This window comes from Flintibacter muris (assembly GCF_943192995.1).
Lineage (GTDB): Bacteria > Bacillota > Clostridia > Oscillospirales > Oscillospiraceae > Lawsonibacter > Lawsonibacter muris.
In genome coordinates this window covers 39,465-55,966 of sequence record NZ_CALPCP010000014.1, presented here as the reverse complement: position 1 = coordinate 55,966, position 16,502 = coordinate 39,465, and the positions used below count along the sequence as shown (strand labels likewise).

General features: G+C 60.0%; 21 protein-coding genes and 1 other annotated feature. Of the genes, 10 read left to right on the top strand and 11 right to left on the bottom strand.

The annotated features are described in order from the left end of the window. Window positions 1-14: 14 nt before the first annotated feature. From NFS22_RS12260 to NFS22_RS12215, 10 genes are all read right to left on the bottom strand, one after another. On the bottom strand, window positions 15-530 hold the full coding sequence (locus tag NFS22_RS12260) for a stage III sporulation protein AG (RefSeq protein WP_251318043.1): 516 nt from the start codon (window positions 528-530) through the stop codon (window positions 15-17). After that, entirely contained in the window at window positions 527-1,024 is a 498-nt protein-coding gene (locus NFS22_RS12255; protein WP_251318042.1) for a stage III sporulation protein AF, read from the bottom strand. The genes NFS22_RS12260 and NFS22_RS12255 overlap by 4 nt, the downstream gene beginning before the upstream one ends. Continuing rightward, on the bottom strand, window positions 1,021-2,082 hold the full coding sequence (locus NFS22_RS12250; RefSeq protein ID WP_251318041.1) for a stage III sporulation protein AE: 1,062 nt from the start codon (window positions 2,080-2,082) through the stop codon (window positions 1,021-1,023). The genes NFS22_RS12255 and NFS22_RS12250 overlap by 4 nt, the downstream gene beginning before the upstream one ends. Then, window positions 2,079-2,459 carry a stage III sporulation AC/AD family protein gene (locus NFS22_RS12245; RefSeq protein WP_251318040.1) on the bottom strand — a complete coding sequence of 127 codons (381 nt, stop codon included), beginning with the start codon at window positions 2,457-2,459 and terminating at the stop codon, window positions 2,079-2,081. The genes NFS22_RS12250 and NFS22_RS12245 overlap by 4 nt, the downstream gene beginning before the upstream one ends. A gap of 8 nt (window positions 2,460-2,467) precedes the next feature. Further along, complete coding sequence (gene spoIIIAC / locus NFS22_RS12240; protein ID WP_251318039.1) at window positions 2,468-2,662, bottom strand: stage III sporulation protein AC; 195 nt, start codon at window positions 2,660-2,662, stop codon at window positions 2,468-2,470. Window positions 2,663-2,695: 33 nt separating this feature from the next. Then, window positions 2,696-3,205 carry a stage III sporulation protein AB gene (locus NFS22_RS12235; RefSeq protein ID WP_251318038.1) on the bottom strand — a complete coding sequence of 170 codons (510 nt, stop codon included), beginning with the start codon at window positions 3,203-3,205 and terminating at the stop codon, window positions 2,696-2,698. Further along, on the bottom strand, window positions 3,206-4,117 hold the full coding sequence (locus NFS22_RS12230) for a stage III sporulation protein AB (protein WP_251318065.1): 912 nt from the start codon (window positions 4,115-4,117) through the stop codon (window positions 3,206-3,208). Between the two features lie 452 nt (window positions 4,118-4,569). Next, complete coding sequence (locus NFS22_RS12225; RefSeq protein ID WP_251318037.1) at window positions 4,570-5,253, bottom strand: PilZ domain-containing protein; 684 nt, start codon at window positions 5,251-5,253, stop codon at window positions 4,570-4,572. Window positions 5,254-5,273: 20 nt separating this feature from the next. Continuing rightward, on the bottom strand, window positions 5,274-6,191 hold the full coding sequence (locus tag NFS22_RS12220) for a GGDEF domain-containing protein (protein WP_251318036.1): 918 nt from the start codon (window positions 6,189-6,191) through the stop codon (window positions 5,274-5,276). Between the two features lie 209 nt (window positions 6,192-6,400). Next, window positions 6,401-7,033: a TetR/AcrR family transcriptional regulator gene (locus tag NFS22_RS12215; protein WP_251318035.1), complete on the bottom strand. Its 633-nt coding sequence runs from the start codon at window positions 7,031-7,033 to the stop codon at window positions 6,401-6,403. 134 nt (window positions 7,034-7,167) lie between these two features. Next, window positions 7,168-7,300 (top strand) — a sequence feature (ribosomal protein L10 leader region). A gap of 25 nt (window positions 7,301-7,325) precedes the next feature. Between NFS22_RS12215 and rplJ the strand changes: the two genes are divergently transcribed. Both rplJ and rplL read left to right on the top strand, forming a co-directional pair. After that, window positions 7,326-7,877 (top strand): 50S ribosomal protein L10, encoded by a 552-nt coding sequence (rplJ, locus tag NFS22_RS12210; RefSeq protein ID WP_251318034.1) that lies wholly within the window; start codon window positions 7,326-7,328, stop codon window positions 7,875-7,877. A gap of 72 nt (window positions 7,878-7,949) precedes the next feature. Next, on the top strand, window positions 7,950-8,327 hold the full coding sequence (rplL, locus tag NFS22_RS12205; RefSeq protein WP_160570392.1) for a 50S ribosomal protein L7/L12: 378 nt from the start codon (window positions 7,950-7,952) through the stop codon (window positions 8,325-8,327). Window positions 8,328-8,422: 95 nt separating this feature from the next. On the opposite strand, the gene NFS22_RS12200 is transcribed toward rplL, so the two are convergent. Continuing rightward, window positions 8,423-8,677 (bottom strand): hypothetical protein, encoded by a 255-nt coding sequence (locus NFS22_RS12200; RefSeq protein ID WP_251318033.1) that lies wholly within the window; start codon window positions 8,675-8,677, stop codon window positions 8,423-8,425. Between the two features lie 132 nt (window positions 8,678-8,809). On the opposite strand from NFS22_RS12200, the gene NFS22_RS12195 reads away from it, so the two are divergent. From NFS22_RS12195 to NFS22_RS12160, 8 genes are all read left to right on the top strand, one after another. Continuing rightward, a complete protein-coding gene (locus NFS22_RS12195) occupies window positions 8,810-9,022 on the top strand; it encodes a helix-turn-helix transcriptional regulator (protein WP_251318032.1) in 213 nt (70 codons plus the stop codon). Between the two features lie 259 nt (window positions 9,023-9,281). Continuing rightward, window positions 9,282-9,824, top strand: a complete 543-nt coding sequence (locus tag NFS22_RS12190; RefSeq protein WP_251318031.1) for an NUDIX domain-containing protein — start codon at window positions 9,282-9,284, stop codon at window positions 9,822-9,824. A gap of 24 nt (window positions 9,825-9,848) precedes the next feature. After that, window positions 9,849-10,553, top strand: a complete 705-nt coding sequence (locus tag NFS22_RS12185; RefSeq protein ID WP_251318030.1) for a response regulator transcription factor — start codon at window positions 9,849-9,851, stop codon at window positions 10,551-10,553. A 51-nt stretch (window positions 10,554-10,604) separates the two neighbouring features. Then, complete coding sequence (locus NFS22_RS12180) at window positions 10,605-12,383, top strand: ATP-binding protein (protein ID WP_251318029.1); 1,779 nt, start codon at window positions 10,605-10,607, stop codon at window positions 12,381-12,383. Continuing rightward, entirely contained in the window at window positions 12,373-13,734 is a 1,362-nt protein-coding gene (locus NFS22_RS12175; protein ID WP_251318028.1) for a hypothetical protein, read from the top strand. The genes NFS22_RS12180 and NFS22_RS12175 overlap by 11 nt, the downstream gene beginning before the upstream one ends. 3 nt (window positions 13,735-13,737) lie before the next feature. Next, complete coding sequence (locus tag NFS22_RS12170) at window positions 13,738-14,553, top strand: two-component system regulatory protein YycI (protein WP_251318027.1); 816 nt, start codon at window positions 13,738-13,740, stop codon at window positions 14,551-14,553. Between the two features lie 72 nt (window positions 14,554-14,625). After that, the gene (gene murI / locus NFS22_RS12165; RefSeq protein WP_251318026.1) at window positions 14,626-15,471 is read left to right on the top strand and encodes a glutamate racemase; all 846 of its coding nucleotides are present in this window, start codon (window positions 14,626-14,628) and stop codon (window positions 15,469-15,471) included. Continuing rightward, a complete protein-coding gene (locus NFS22_RS12160; RefSeq protein WP_251318025.1) occupies window positions 15,468-16,496 on the top strand; it encodes an ankyrin repeat domain-containing protein in 1,029 nt (342 codons plus the stop codon). Before murI ends, NFS22_RS12160 begins: the two co-directional genes overlap by 4 nt. The last annotated feature ends 6 nt before the right edge of the window (window positions 16,497-16,502 follow it).

Sequence of the window (16,502 nt, the reverse complement as noted above, 5' to 3'; positions counted from 1 at the left end):
TGCCATAAATCCCCTCATGCCCCCCCGGCGCACACCGAGATCCGGTCAGAGCCCAGTCCGGTCAGGGCGGCCACCGCCTCAATGAGCTGGAGGCGCACCCGGGCGTCGCCGCCGCCAGGACAGACCACCAGCGCCCCCCGAAACTCCGGGGCTACCGTCTGGAGGGGGACCACCTCCTGCTGGCCCGACCCTTTGCCCACGGTGACCACCGTGTTGGACCCTCCGCCGTCTCCGTCCCGGTCCTGATTCCGGGCCAGCACCTGACGGCTGCCCCCGTCCAGGGTGAGGACAACCTGAGCCTCCCCCGCCCCCTCAATCTGGGACAGGGTGCACTCCAGCTTCTTCTCAAAGGCATCCAGGTCGAAGGAGGCCCCCTCCTCCCGGGCCGGAGTTTCCTCCCCGGGGCTGTCCCGTCCCCCTGAGGGCAGAAGCAGCAGCACCATCCCCACCGCTATGACCAATACCACATATATGTACTTCCCCAGCGCCCCCTTCCACCGTTGGGCCGCCTCGGGCCACTTCCATTTCACGGTATTTCCTCCTTCTCCAGGTAAATCTGCCGCTGGGCCGGAACCCCCAGGTCCTCCGCAATGATCCGGATCATCTCCTCCTGGGCGCTGGCCGTCCACAGGCCCTCCGCCTCCGTCCGGTCGGGGAGATACAGGCCCTCCTCCGACAGCCGACACTCCACCCGGACAGTACACTCCAGGCCCAGCTGCGCCGCCTTGTCCACAATATATGCGGCATACTCCCGTTCTATGATGACTTTCATCTGACCGTTTACCCTGTCTTCCAGCTCCGCCTCCTGGCTCCGGACCGAGGCCAGGCAGCTCTCCAGCCATCGCTGGCTTCCCTCCACGTCCAGGCTGGCCACAGGGGACAAAATGGCCCCCATCAGCACCAGACCGCACACCAGCCGCCCCACCCGTTTTACCCCGCCGGAGGGTATCAGGGCGTCGGCCACCGCGCACAGCAGTGACACAGCAATTACAGCCAGCAGCCAGCTGCGCACCGCCCCCATCATGGTGTCACCGCCGACACGGAGGCCACCAGGCTGACCAGCAGCACCAGCGCCCCGGCCCCCGTCATCCCCAGCACCAGGCCGAAGGCGGAACCTATGGCATCAATCAGACCGGACAGCTTGGGCTGGGCCACCATGGCGCACAGGGCGGCGGCGGCCTTGTACACCAGATATTGCAGGGCAAGCCGCAGGAAGGGGGTGAGGCACAGGGCCAGCACTACCAGCAGTCCCACAATGCCCACCGTCCCCCGCAGCACCCCCGCCCCCGCCAGCACCGACTCAGAGGCGTCCGCCAAAATCCCCCCCACCACCGGGATGGCCCGGGAGATGGCCAGCTTGGCGGCCTTGACGGCGGCGGCGTCCACACTGCCCGCAATGGCCCCGCTGGCAGTGAGATAGCCCACAAAGGCCAACAGCAGGGCGGTGAGGATAAAGGTGACGGCGCTCTTCAGCAGACCAGCCACCTTTTTCAGCCCCGGATTGCCTACGGCGGCGTGGGCACAGCTCACCGCCACAAAGGAGTAGACCAGCGGAACCAGCAGCCTGTCCATAGCGGTGATGAGCAGCTGGGAGAAGAGCACCGTAGCCCCCTGCCGGGCGGCGGCCCCGCTCACCGAGCCTGACGCCGCCGCAAGCACCGCCATAACGGGCAGCAGAAGGCTGGAAAAGTCCTCCATTCTGGTCAGCGTGTCCCGGCCCAAGCCGATCATGGCGGCCATATCCGTCATGGTGAGGGCCGTAATCGCCAGCGCCCCGGCTATGGTAACCGCCTGCAGGCCCTCTCCCTCTCCCACCTTGGCGCTCTCGGCCAGGGAGCACAGCAGCACCACCGCCACCAGCTTGGCCGCGGTGGACAGGCTGGCCCGGAAGAGAGTCCCCAGCTGGCTCAGGGCCTGGTCCAGCAGACGGGACAGCCCCCCGTCCAGCGTGGCCTCCCTGTCCACCCCATAGCCCTCCGCCGTCTCCCACACCTGGTCCAGCTCGGGGACGGACAGCTCCGCCGCCCCCGCCGGGGCGGCGCACAGCAGCGCCAAAAGGCAGAACATCAGCATATGCCTCATACCAGCAGCTCCCCCATCAGCTGGGCCACCGCCCGCACCAGAGGCAGGGTAGCCAGCAAGGCCAGCACCATCCCCGCCGTCTCCACAAAGGCGGCCACCCCGCCCTCTCCCGCCGAGCGGCACAGCTCCACCGTCAGCTTGGTCAAAATCGACAGGGCCACCGTCTTGAACACCGGCTCCAGCAGGGCCTCGGACAGCCCGGCCTGCTGGGCCAGCTCCTCCATCAGCGCCACAACCGCCCCAAGGCCATTGGCCGCCAGAGCCAGCATCCACAGTCCCGCAGCCAGGGCCAGCAGCAGGGCCAGCTCCGGGGTGCCCCGCTTTAACACCGCGCTGAGCGCCACCGCCGTCACCCCCACGGCGGCCAGCTTCACCATGGCCTCCATCACAGCCCGAACAGGTCCTTTACCAGGCTGAACAGACTGGCAATCTCCTGGACCACCATCATCAGCACCACCACCAGCCCCGCCAGGGTGGTCATCATGGCCTGCTCGTCCCGTCCCGCCCGGCTGAGCACCTGGTTGAGCACCGCCACCAGGATGCCGATGGCCGCAATTTTGAAAATGAGATCAACCTCCATATGGAAAACGCCCTCTTTCGTGATGGTATCATATTACAGCAGCAAAATAACAAGAAACGCCCCACCGGACAGGCCCAGGGCCTGATAGACCCTCCCCTGTCTCCGGCTGTCCGCCTCCAAACGGGCGGCCAGCTCCTCCAGGCGGCGGCGGGCGGCGGACAGGGCCTCCAGCTGTCGGGGGGCCTCATACCGCCCCAGAGTGTCCCCCAGGGGGGAGAGAATGGCCTGTCCCTCCACAGTCAGCTCGGGGTGTTCTCCTGCCAGCCGCCGCCACAGGCTGGAAAATTCCTCCCGCTCCAGGTGGTCCAAACCCTGGACACAGCACTGAAACAGCGCCTTCGCCGGACCCTCGCTCCGGGCGGCGCCCCGCTCCAGCAGGCGGGACAGGGGCGGGGCGTTCAGCTCCAGCTCCTGCTCCAGCAGGGCCAGCCCGGCCCCCATCTGACGCACCGCCCGCACCCGGCGGCGCAGGCCCGCCGCCGCCTGAAAGCCCAAAAAGGCTCCCCCCGCCGCCACCAGGACGGCTCCCATCAGACGAATCATCTACCTCAGCTCCTCAACCGTATAAACTCGCCCCTCCCCTTCCCGGCGGATCAGGACCAAAAACCGGAACAGTCCCTCCTCCAGCAGCGGGCGGTACAGCGGGCGGCGCTCCAGGCTGACTCGGCCCTCTCCGTGGGCGGTGGCCAGCAGGGTGACCCCGCAGCCCGCCGCTGTCATCAGGGCCTGGACATCCTGGGGGGCGGTAATCTCATCCGCCGCCAGCACCTGGGGGTTCATGGCCCGCAGCAGCAGCATCAGCCCCTGGGCCTTGGGACAGCCCTCCGCCACGTCGGTGCGCCGCCCCACCTCCAGCTGAGGCCGGCCGTTGTACAGCGCGGCCACCTCCCCCCGCTCGTCAGCCAGGGCCACCCGGAGAGGGGAACAGCCCTCCCCCTCTGACACCGACCGGATCAGGTCCCGGAGCAGGGTGGTCTTGCCCAGGCCGGGGGGAGCCAGAATCAGGGTGTCAGTCAGCACTCCCTTGGAACACAGCCTGTCCAGCACCGGTGCGGCCGCCCCCCTCACCTGCCGGGCAATGCGCACATTGGCCGAGGAGATGGCCCGCAGGGCGTGGATTTCCCCCCCTTGGAGGACAGCGGTTCCGGACAGTCCGACACGGTGCCCTCCCTCAACGGTGAGGTAGCCCCGGCGAATCTGGTCCAGCACTGTGTGGATCGACGCCCGGCTGGCAATCTCTATCAACTGCTCCAGCTCCCCGGGCTCCACCGGATCCCCGTCCAGGGGGCGCTCTACCCCATCAATCAGAACCGTCATGGGCCAGCCCGCCCGCAATCGCAGCTCCTCCGCCCTGGCCCGCTCCCCCTCCGAAAGGGACAGCGCCTCCTCCCGCAGCCGCAGAGGCAGGGCCTGCACCGCCTGGACATAGCTCTTTGCCCCAGTCACCTGTATCATGTTCTTCACCAGCCTTTGTCCCATCCTATGAGGACAAGCCGGGGGTTATGACAGCAAAAAAATATCAGCCTTGCGAGTATTACATTGAGAAAGTCAGACAGGATATGTGGAATGGCTCTTTTCCAACCTGATAGGTAAGAACACCTGTACACTGAGAACAACTGAATATACAGCATTTCAGGCACAAAAACCACACAAACAGCAAACATGCATAGCCGCCATCAAGCCGGCTATGCATGTTTATTTTAAATCAGCTTACTGTCAACAGGTTTGATTTGGCATCTCTATTCCAGCGGCTGCTTATAGAGCCATTGTCAGAAAAGGAGAAGGAGCACGGCAAGAAGCGCTCCTGAATTCTGTCCGGGTTATGATTTCTGTTGGAGCCGTTTACCGCTCCAGATGTAACAACGGAACATACCCATTTCATATCTTCTTTCCTGTCAGGAAAATGATTATGACCGTCCCATTTTCTTCCTTTGCGCCGCAAAAATATTTTGCGTGATTTGTTCCTGATCGGCGTCGGTCAGTTCCAGAAACCGGCATCCATATTCAAAACCGGCGTCGCCCTTTTCGATGACACGCATGACCTGACTGAACATGGCGGATTCCGGCCTGTCCTCTAACAGCCTGACTTTCAGCAAAAATTTATCACCGACATAGTATCGGTGCTCCGAACGGATGGAGGCTCCGCCTATGCTGATATTCAGCAGCTTGCACTGCTTTTCCCCCATTGCCAAACCGCTGAACATGGTGGCGGTGGCGTCAAGGTTTGTATCAAGGCGGAAAAATGCGCGGTCGTTTCCAACATGGCATACCTTCAATTCCGTGACTGACCATTTCTTTTGCAGCAAGGGCGCAATCACACCCTCCATATAGACAGCCTTTCGATTATGGTCGCTGTACCCGCGGATTCTGACAGGAAAGGGTTCCTCCTGAGAAATATCGGTTTCCGAATATTGATGCAATTCCGCCTGATTTCCGTGCAGACCTATCAGCTTTGCCACGAAAAGCATACGGCCATCCGGAGCCGTCACTTCTACCCGCATTCCGGAATAGATCTCCAGCTCATCCTCGTCATGATCTATTTCCTGAGGCGGCGCGTCTGTTTTCTTCCCAAATAATTTGAAAAATTTCATACGTTTACTCCCGGTTTTGCCTATTTTTCAAATTTCTGCTTTAACTGCTCGTCGGCCCAAACAACTCTGTTGCGTCCATTCTTTTTCGCGTCATACAGCATTGTATCAGCGATTTTCAAGTAAATGTCATAGTCGTTCCCCGTTTCCGGAATCACGGTAACGCCCCCTATGCTGACTGTGACCCATTCGGACACATCCGGGTTGTGGGAAATATGTAAATCTTCTATCGCCTGCCGGATTTTTTGCAGATACTCAAATATTTTTTCAGAGGGCTCGCCCATGGAGATTGCCACAAATTCCTCTCCCCCGTAACGGGCCACAAAGTCTGTACTGCGTTTCAAATAGGTGGATATTGTTTTTGCCACAGAAGCGATCACTTTATCCCCCGCCGGGTGACCAAATGTGTCGTTATACACTTTGAAATGGTCGATATCGAACATACAGATGGAAAAGGGGACTTGCAGGCGGGCCGCTTCGTGCCATTTCGTCAAGCTGTAACGGTCGTATCTGCGGCGGTTGGCAACCCCGGTCAGCTGATCGGTCATAGATTGTTCTTCAATTTGCCGGCGGTATCGGTACAGCTTGACGTGGGTGTTCACTCTCGCTTTGACAATCAGGGGAATATATGGCTTTGTAATATAATCCACGGCCCCTAAAATAAGCCCGCGCTGTTCACTCGTCGCGTCCGCAAGGCTGGTAATCAAAATGACCGGGACATTTTGGGTGATGAGTTCCTCCTGCAGCTTTTTCAGCAGCGTAAATCCATCCATTTCCGGCATCACTACGTCCAGCAAAATGAGGGAAAAATCTTCATCATGCGCTCTGCGCAGGCCATCTTCCGCTGTCTGCGCAATGGTAACATCATATTCGTCCTCTATGATTGTCTTCAGCTGCGTCGCTTGCAGGAGACTATCATCAACAATCAGTATTTTTTCCATAACTGCACTCCTCACTATATTTGCTCAAATTATCCTAAAAACAACTTAATTTTCCTTATGTTGCGTTGAAGCGAAAATTGAATCTCCATTTTATTGTAGAATGTAAAAGCTGTTTCCTGACTGAACATAGTGATAGCCTCCTTTGTATTCGATGCTGACAGTTTTCCAAATAAAAAGAAGGTTATTCCAACGTAAGTGAACGTTTATTATCATACAGCCCAAAATGAACCGCTTTTTTGCGGTTTATCTGGTTTCAAATATCCACTCAATCCAGTGGTCAGAAACTGAAACACGGTATCCTCGGTTTCCTGGTTATTGGGCAGTATTCCTTCCACCACATATTTTGCGTACATAACAGTGGATGTAAGGACATGGAGCCATAACAGGTCCTGATTGATTCTGTCCAGGCTGGGAAATACCCTTTTGAAGGCGTGAACCATTCCGAAAAATGTCTTAAAATAGGTAATATCCCGGCCTTTGTCGTACTGAGGAAAAAATGTACTGTCCCGGAAGCGGTGGTAAAAAACAGTTTCATCCGGGTGGGATGTCCAAAACCGAAAATAGGGCAGCCATAATCCCTTTACCGCCCCCACAGGGTCAGTGAGCATACGCAGAGGATTGAACTCCAAATGTTCAAAAATCGCTGCCGCCTGTTTGTCCACATAAGTAAAACACTCTGCCAGCAGCTGCTCCTTGCCATCAAAGTGACGGTAAATCGCCCCGGATGAAATCCCCGCCAACTCACTGACATTCTGGATGCGCACCCCCTCCAGGCCATACTGCCGCACCGCCTTTATTGCTGCAAGAATGATTCTCGTTTTGGTGTCATCCAGCGCAATCACGTCCCCCCCTGCAATAGTTACTTATTTACAGAGATATTATATACTAATCCGTTCTTTTTGACAAGAGCTTCTGGCTCCATTTCCTCTCTTGAGACATTTTTATAAAAATTGCTTGACATTTTCTCCGCTCTGGGATATAATCCGCTTTGCGTTCAAAGACAGCAGGGGCCCTTACGGGCGTAATTCCTGCCGAGAGTGCTTTCAAAGGAATATGCTTTGATTGTGCTGTCCTCCTGTCTTGCGACGGGAGGTTTTTTGTTTCGCGGAAGAATTTCTGGAGGTGAAACCAAAAATGCCTAACGCAAAGGTCCTTTCCGAGAAGAAGGCCATCGTGGCCGCTCTGGAAGAGCAGCTGAAGGGCGCCGCCAGCGGCGTGCTGGTGGACTACAAGGGCATCACCGTGGCTGAGGACACCGCACTGCGCGCTGAGCTGCGTCAGAACGACGTGCAGTACGCTGTGGTGAAGAACACCCTGGTCCGCTTCGCCCTGGACGACGCCGGCCTGAAGGAGCTGGATGACGTGCTCAACGGCACCACATCCCTGGCCACCAGCACCGGCGACCCCATTGCCCCTATGCGCGTGGTCAACAAGCACGCCAAGAAGCTGGGTGAGGGCAAGTTCAACATCAAGGGCGGCTTCATGGACGGCAAGGTGCTCTCCCTGGAGGAGATCATGGCCCTGGCCGAGCTGCCCTCCAAGGATGTGCTCCAGGCTCAGGCCCTGGGCATGATGCTGGCTCCCATTACCAGCCTGGCTATCGTGCTGAAAGCCATTGCCGAGAAGAACGGCGAGCCCGCCGCTCAGGACGCTCCCGCTGAGGAGGCCCCCGCCGCCGCTGAGTAAGCGGCACACAACGTCCTCCAAGTGAGGGTGACAACACATTATATATTACACAATATAGGAGGTTTATTTATCATGGCTAGTGAGAAGATTACTGCGATGATCGAGGAAGTCAAGGCTCTGACCGTTCTGGAGCTGTCCGAGCTGGTAAAGGCTCTGGAGGAGGAGTTCGGCGTGTCCGCCGCCGCTATGGCCGCTCCCGCCGCCGGCGGCGGTGCCGCTGAGGCCGCTGCTGAGAAGACTGAGTTCGACGTGGTTCTGGCCGGCTTCGACGCCGCCGCCAAGATCAAGGTCATCAAGGCCGTCCGCGAGATCACCGGTCTGGGCCTGGCTGAGGCCAAGGCCGCCGTTGAGGGCGCCCCCAAGACCCTGAAGGAGGCCGTGTCCAAGGACGAGGCCGAGGAACTGAAGAAGAAGCTGGAAGAGGCCGGTGCCAAGGTGGAGCTGAAGTAAATTCTTCCATACCAACGATTAAAAAGGACCTGCGGCTGTGGCCACAGGTCCTTTTCGTCAGTTGAAAAAGCCTCCCTCACTGAGGGAGCCCTTTCCTATCCAAAATCATGCCGGCTGCCGCAGGAGAGTCCGATCCGCTCCAGCTCATAGACAATGGCTTCAATTTTGTAGAAGCACTCCCTGTCGCTCAGGGAATTGTCCTGGAGTATTTTTTGAATTTGCAGCAGAGCCTGAAAGGCGGCGGTGCTGACAATTTCATCCGCACGGAAGCTGAGATTGGGAAAGGTTACTTCGATTTTGGCGGGTTGATTTTTCAGCATGTGGGTCAGCATCTCCATATATTGGTCCATGTTATCATTCCTTATGTCATATTATAGACCGAAAATGTATCTTGTCAATTATCTTTAGATAAATTTAAAGATGTTTAAATAAACAGTGAATGGTCCTATACTGTTTATGGTGGTTCTATGGATGCAACGCAAATGGAAAAATATGAGCAATTAGGCATGAATGTGCACTATTACCGCAGAAAGAAAAAGCTGACACAGGCAAAGCTTGCGGAGATGGTGGATATCGAGCGTGTCCACATGGGAAATATTGAGCTGGCCAGAACGGGAACTTCTCTGGATGTGATTTTCCGTATTGCAGACGCACTTGAGGTGCCGGTTTGCAAGCTGTTTGAATTTCGGGACTGAAACCCGCCCGTTGGGGCGGGTTTTTCCAGTGAAAGTCCACAAGGAAATCAATTTTGGCGCTGTAGGGCGCGACGGCCTCGGCGCGCCGCCCAAAAAAGCTGTCAACCAGCGGCGGGCCGGGTCGTCCCGCCCTACAAATGCGGCTGGATGTTCTAAAAATTGATTTCCGTGTAAAATCCATTGCGCATCTTTACCAAAAGCCTTACTTGTGTTATACTACCTCTAACTGAGCACAAAATCCGCAAGGAGGATTATGATTATGGATCTGAGCGAAAAGATGGTAAGCAGTGAGACGATTTTTGAGGGGAAGATTATCAAGGTGACCCTGGATCAGGCCCGGCTGCCCAACGGCACGCTGGCCGCCCGGGAGGTAGTCTACCATCCCGGCGGGGTGGCGGTGCTGGCCCTGGACAAGGACAACACCGTCTATCTGGTCAAGCAGTACCGCTATCCCATCCAGCAGCTGCTGCTGGAGCTGCCCGCGGGCAAGCTGGACCACGGCGCGGAGGAGGACCGTCTGCTGGGCGCTCAGCGGGAGCTGAGCGAGGAGACCGGTCTGGAGGCGGCGGAGTGGACCTATCTGGGCTACAGCCTGGCCTCCCCCGGCTTTTGTGACGAGGCGCTGCACATGTATCTGGCCCGGGGGCTCACCCGGAAGAGGCAGCACCTGGACGAGGACGAATTTCTGGACGTGGTCACCATGCCCTTTGACGAGCTGGTCAGGCAGGTGATGGACGGCACCATTACCGACGGCAAAACGGTGTCCACCACATTGAAGGTAAAGGTGTTGCTGGGCCTGTAAGCGGGCAGAAAAGGAGGTTAACAAATGGCAAAAAAGGTCCTGATCGTAGAGGACGAGCAGAGTATTGTGGACATTCTGTCCTTTAATCTGACAAAGGAGGGATACGACACCCTGGAGGCGCTGGACGGCCCTACCGGCTTGCAGCTGGCCCTGGAGCAGAACCCGGATCTGGTGCTTCTGGACCTGATGCTGCCCGGTATGAGCGGCTTTGATGTGTGCCAGAAGCTCCGCCAGGCGGGGTCGGCCGTCCCTATTGTCATGCTCACCGCCCGGGAGGAGGAGGACGACAAGGTCCGGGGCCTGGAGCTGGGGGCGGACGACTACATCACCAAGCCCTTTAAAAACCGGGAGCTGATGGCCCGGGTGAAGGCCAACATCCGCCGGGTGTCCATGGTTCCCGCCGCTCCGGCGCCCGCGCCCCAGCCGGAGACTCCCCTGGGCCACCGGGTGCAGGTAGACGAGGAGCGGGCCACCATCTTTAAGGACGGCACTCCCCTGGACCTGACTCAGCGGGAATACGACCTGATCCGCTTTCTGGCCGCCCGTCCGGGGAAGATTTTCTCCCGGGAGGCCCTGATGGAGCACGTGTGGAACTATGAGGGCTACGTGGGCGACGTCCGGGCTGTGGACGTGGCCGTCCGCCGCCTGCGTGAAAAGATCGAGGACGACCCCGCCTCCCCCATGTTCATCAAGACCAAGCGGGGGATGGGCTACTACTTTGGCGAATAACGCCCCGGCTCCCTTTTCAGGGGAGGCTGAAATCTGAAAGGAGGTCCCGCCATGCTGCGCAGCCTGCATATGAAGCTGGTTATGATTATGGTTTTGCTGATCCTGTCGTTGATGATGGTGGTTGGGGCCTTTCTGATTAACTCGGTGACCGCCTTTTACCTGGAGGATTTTTACAGCCAGATGGCCGACGTATTTGGCGACCCGCTGCTCCTTCACGACCTGACCACCCCCTCAGAGGAGGAGGAGGACGGGGCGGTCCAGCTGGACCTGGTGCTGGACGCCTATGTGGGCGAGCTGGGCGTGGACAACCGCAACCGCAAGCTTTACATTCTGGACGGCAGCGGCGTAGTCCGTGTCTCCCCCGACGGGGGGGAGGCCCAGCTGGAGTACACCGAAAACCTGACCTTTGCTTTGACCACCGGCCTGACCACCGGCGAGGTGGGGGACGAGAGCAACCTGGCCCTGGACTATATGGATGTGGCCATTCCCGTCCACCGGGGCGGCGAGGACTATATTATCTATATTGTGGACAACAAGTCCACCTCCAACGACCTGACCGATCAGATGCTGGTGCTGATTATCGAGGCATTGATCTTCGGCCTGGTCATCTCCATTCTGCTGTCCTTCCTGCTGTCCAAAACCATGGTCACCCCCATCCAGAGCCTGACTGAGGGGGCCATGCGGGTGGCGGAGCGGGACTTTTCCCAAAAGATCAAGGTGCCCTCCCAGGATGAGATCGGCGTGCTGACCGACACCTTTAACGACATGGCCGGCCAGCTTCAGGACACCCTGCGCCAGGTGGAGAACGAGCGCAACAAACTGGACACCCTTTTCCTCCACATGACCGACGGCGTGGTGGCCTTTTCAAAAGAGGGCCTGGTCATCCACTCCAACCCCGCCGCCAACCGGATGCTCCGCCGGGCTATCGGGTCGGAGACCACCTACGGGGAGCTGTTTGGTCTGATCGCCCCCCTGGAGCGGGTGCTGGATGTCCCCGACCACCTGGAGGGGGAGCTTCAGGTCCGCGACTGTTTCCTTCAGCTGCTGATGGCCCCCTTCGACCGGGGAAGGGCGGGGGGCGGCGTGCTGGTGGTCCTCCACGACGTCACCGAGCAGCGGAAAAACGAGGAGATGCGCCGGGAATTTGTGGCCAATGTGTCCCACGAGCTGCGCACCCCCCTGACCAACATCCGCTCCTATGCCGAGACCCTTATCGACAACACCGGGGAGATGCCCCCCAATATGGAGAAGAAGTTTTTGGGCGTCATCCTCAACGAGAGCGACCGGATGACCCATATCGTGCAGGACCTGCTTACCCTGTCCCGCTTTGACTCGGAGCGGGACGAGCTCAAGCTGTCCCGCTTCCCCTTTGGCGAGGCGGTGAAGGACATTTACAACGCCGTCTACATGGAGGCCCAAAAGCACAACCACACCCTCACCCTGGACCTGGAGCCCGATTTGCCTGAAATTCTGGCCGACCGGGAGCGGGTGCTGCAAGTAATCATGAATATCGTATCCAACTCCATCAAATATACCCCCGACGGGGGGCATATCGATATCTACGCCGGACGGAAGCGGGACAGAGTGTGGATGATTGTGGATGACGACGGCATTGGCATTCCCGAGGAGGACCGCCCCCGCATCTTTGAGCGGTTCTACCGGGTGGACAAGGCCCGCTCCCGACAGTCGGGGGGCACCGGCCTGGGACTGTCCATTGCCAAGGAGATTGTGGAGCGCCACCGGGGACGGATTGTCCTGCTGAACAAGGAGGGCCCCGGACTGATGATCCGGCTGGACCTGAACATTGAGGGACCGGGCGATGGGACATAACAGAAGAATCTGGACAGTGGAGCTGCTCAAGGATGTGCTGATCATCCTGCTGACCATATCTGCCCTGTGGCTGGCCGCCCAGACCCCGCTGGTGACCCCCCTGCGGGGTCTGCTCCGGGAGGAGGGCCGTCAGACTGCCCCCGGTCAGGTCCAGGGAGACAGCCGGAGCTCGGGGGCGCTGCCCATGGCCATGGTGGCCAACATTCCGGTGGGGGCCGGCCTTCCGGACAGCTTCAGCGTGCCCGAGGGGACGGAGGGGATACGCTGCGGCTTGCAGTATGACCAGGCGGCCTGTCAGGAGCTGTTCCAACAGGTGGCCGGGTCGCTGGTGGAGGCGCTGTCCAGCGCCGGCGAGCCGGAGCGGATTGGCCGCCAGCAATGGGAGAGCGCCCTTACCAGCTCTCTGGGCGTGTATATGGACTTTCAGGGCCAGATCCCTATGCCTGTGCTGGCGGGCTGGCTGTCCGGAGGGGATACCCCGCTGACGGCCACCGTCCGCCGCCTGGTGCTCACCGTTTGGGAGGACGGGGTGGACCTGTACTACCGGGACGAGAAAAGCGGAAACTACTACCGGTGCCGCTCTGAGGTGGCCGACCCCTTCTCCCTGGCCGGAGCGCTGTCCGGACTGACGGACAACGGGGCCTTTTACGCCTTTGAGTCGGACTACTACCGGGAACTGGACCCCGATACCCTCCTCTTCTCCCAGATGCCCGCCCCGGCGGTGTACACCGCCGCCAACCCTATGAGCGCCGGACAGGAGACTCTCCGGGCTCTGGTCCAGGACCTGGGCTTCTCACTCAACTCCACCAGCTTCTACTCCACCGACGAACAGGTGGCCCGCAGCGGGGATGACAGCGTGCGCCTGTCCGACCGAGGGGTGGCCCAGTATCAGTATGAGGGCCGGGAGGGCGGCGGGCTGTTCCCCGTTTTGAGCCAGGGGGAGGCGGGGACCCTTTTCGACAGCGTAGAGACCTGCCGCCAGATCGCCCTGTCCGCCATGGGGACCAGGTGCGGCGAGGCCCGGCTCTACCTCATGTCCACCCAGGCCACACAGCAGGGCTGGGAGATCGATTTTGGCTACAGTCTCAACGGCATCCCCGTTCTGACGGAGAGCGGGCGGGCCGCCCGCTTTGTGGTAGAGGGGGGCGAGGTGGTCCAGTTTTCTCTCTATCTGCGCAGCTATACCAACAACGGCGCCGCATCTCTGGTCCTGCCTCCCAGACAGGGGGCTGCCGCCCTGTCGGCCCGGGGCCTGAGCGGGGAGGAGCTGCTGCTCACCTACACCGAGGCCGGCGGCGACACCCTGACCGCCGGCTGGTCGGCCAGAGACAACCGCCAGGGGGAGGGCTGAGCCATGCCATGGAGCAAGATGAAAAATATCATCCTGGTCATCCTGGCCGTCACCAACCTGGCCCTTCTGGTGCTGGTGGGAGGCCAGGCCATTCAGGGCAGCCGTCTGCTCAGCCGGGCCCGGGAGGATGCGGTCCAGTTCCTGCGCAACCGGGGGGTTGAGGTGGATGAGGACGTCATCCCCCAGGCTATGGAGCTGCTACCCCAGACTGTGGAGCGGGACCTGACCGGGGAGGAGAAGGCCGCCGCCGCCCTGCTGGGCGGTCCGGTAACCGCCGAGTCCCGGGGGGGCGAGGTCTACCGCTATTTCAACGACAAGGGCTCTGTCCAGTTTCACAGCGACAGCACCTTTTCCGCCCAGCTGGAGAGGGGGGCCTTTCCCCTGGGGAGCGACCGGGCGGCAGACTGCCTGGAGCTGATGGCGCGCATGGGTTTCCAGGGGATTATCCTAGAGGAGGCGGAGGACGAGCTGATTTTCCGTCAGACCTGGAGGGGCGTGCCCCTGTTTAACCAGCAGGTGACCCTGGTGTGCCGGGGGGACAGCCTGACCGCTATGACCTCCGGAAGGCAGCTGGTGGGCAGTCCCCAGGAGGATGCTGCCCGGAAAAATATCTCGGTGGCCACCGCTCTGATCAATTTTTACAACGGCGTCAGCGCCTTGGGCGACGTGTGCAACCGCATCGATGCCATTGAACCGGGCTATGTGGCCGCCGCCTCTCTGTCCGGCCCCATTACGCTCACCCCGGTGTGGCGGATAACCACCGACACGGGGGCTTATCAGCTGGATACCGTCACAGGAGGGTTGAGCCGGGTGTCCTAAGCGGGGAGAGAGGAGCATAGACTGTAGGGGCGGGTATTACCCGCCTCTACATTGGAAACTTGGAGGAACCCTATGTCACATTCAACCAGCCCAATCGGCATTCTGGACTCCGGAATCGGGGGGTTCAGCGTGGCCCGTCAGGTACAAAAGCTGCTGCCGGGCGAGGAACTGCTCTACTTCGGCGACGGCGCCCATATCCCCTACGGCAACCACTCTCAGAAGACCATTGTGGACATGGCCCGGTATATGTTCCGGTTTATGGAGTGCCAGGAGGTGAAAGCCCTGCTGGTGGCCTGCAACACCATCTCCTGCGTGATTGGCCAATGCGAGGACGAGGTGTCCTGCCCTGTGTTCAACGCGGTTCAGGCGGGGGCGGACGCAGCGGCCAGGCTGGAGGCAGATAAGGTGGGGGTGATCTCCACCGTCTTTACCCACAACTCCGGAATTTATCCGCAGAAGATATCGGCCCAGAGCCCCAGAAAGGTTGTGGTGCTCAGCTGCGGCTGCTCCGACCTGGCCCGGCTGGTGGAGCACAGCCTGGGGGACCCCCAGGGGATGATCCAGGTGGAGGAAAACCTCCGTCAGGAGCTGGACCAGATGGTGCTGGAGGACAAGGTGGACTGCTGCGTTTTGGGCTGTACCCACTACCCGCTGGTGGCGGACAGCATCCATAAGCTGTACCCCGGCCTGCCTCTCGTTGATCCAGCGGAGGAGATGGCCCAGGGGCTGAAGACTTACCTGGACCGTGAGGGGCTGGCCAATCCCCAGACCTCCCCCGGCAAGCTGACCGTTTACACCACCGGCGACGTGGCCGAGTACGCCCTCCGGGCCCGTCAGGTGGGGCTGGAGCGGGTGGACCGGGTGGAGTTTTACCCGCCCATGGAGCTGAGCGGACAGAGGAGGGAGGAGCGGCCATGAGTTTGCTGCCGATCAAAAAGGGGATCCATTTTTCGGGTATGGAGCTCTACGAAATTCTGCTGAAGGTGGACTTTGACGCCCTGGTGGAGTTCCTCAGCAGCCGCGGCGGGCTGGACGGGGTGGAGGAGTACGGCCGGACGGCGCTGATGGAGCTGACCATCGGCCGTGTCCGGGACGCGGTGGAATTTTGGAACAGGCAGGAGGGCGGCCTTTACGCCCAGGAGGGCCGGAACGAGCTGATGCGGGCCTTCTTCCTCCGGTGCCGGGATTTTTCCCTGGAGTACCTGCTCCAATTTGAGAACGAGTTTGCCCAAAAGCTGGTGGACTTGGGCTGCGACATCAACCAGCGGGACCGATACGGCTATACCGCTCTGCGCTACGCCGTGCAGGACAAAAATTACGAGATGGCCGAGTATCTGCTGAGCTGTCCCGGGGTGGAGCTTCAGGACGTCACCCCCACCATGGATGACCGGATGGACAGCATTTTAGTCCGGGGCGGCTGTGATATCTTCACGCCCCGAACCAGTATGCTCCAGGGCTGCAAGCGGCCCTTCCTGGATGGCTGGCTGAGCTGGCACCAGGGGAAGGGGGGCACCGTCCCCTGGATGTCCTGCTGGAGGGATTTTTCCCAGACCCTGGCCGCCGTCCGGGAGATGTATCCCGACCGCCTGCCTGAGATTCCGCCCTTCTATCTGGATACGGTGGAGTATGATTTTCTGATGCAGGATTTTTCCGGCCCCACCGCCAGGCCCTTCGCCAGCAAGAAGGCTATGACCGCCTTCCTCAAGGGGCTGGAAAAGGGGCTGGACAGCCGGGACGAGATGGGCCGGAATCTGCTGTCCTGCTGCGCCCTGCTCTACCGGCACTACAGAGGGGACAAGCACTTTCAGGCCGACGCCCGCCGGGCGGAGAAGCGGGCAGGGGAGCTGCTCGCCATGGACATTTCCCTGACCCAGCCCGATTTTGCCGGCAAGACCCCCCAGGACCACCTGAGAGAGGCGGGGCTGACCGGATTGCAGCCGTAATAAAGA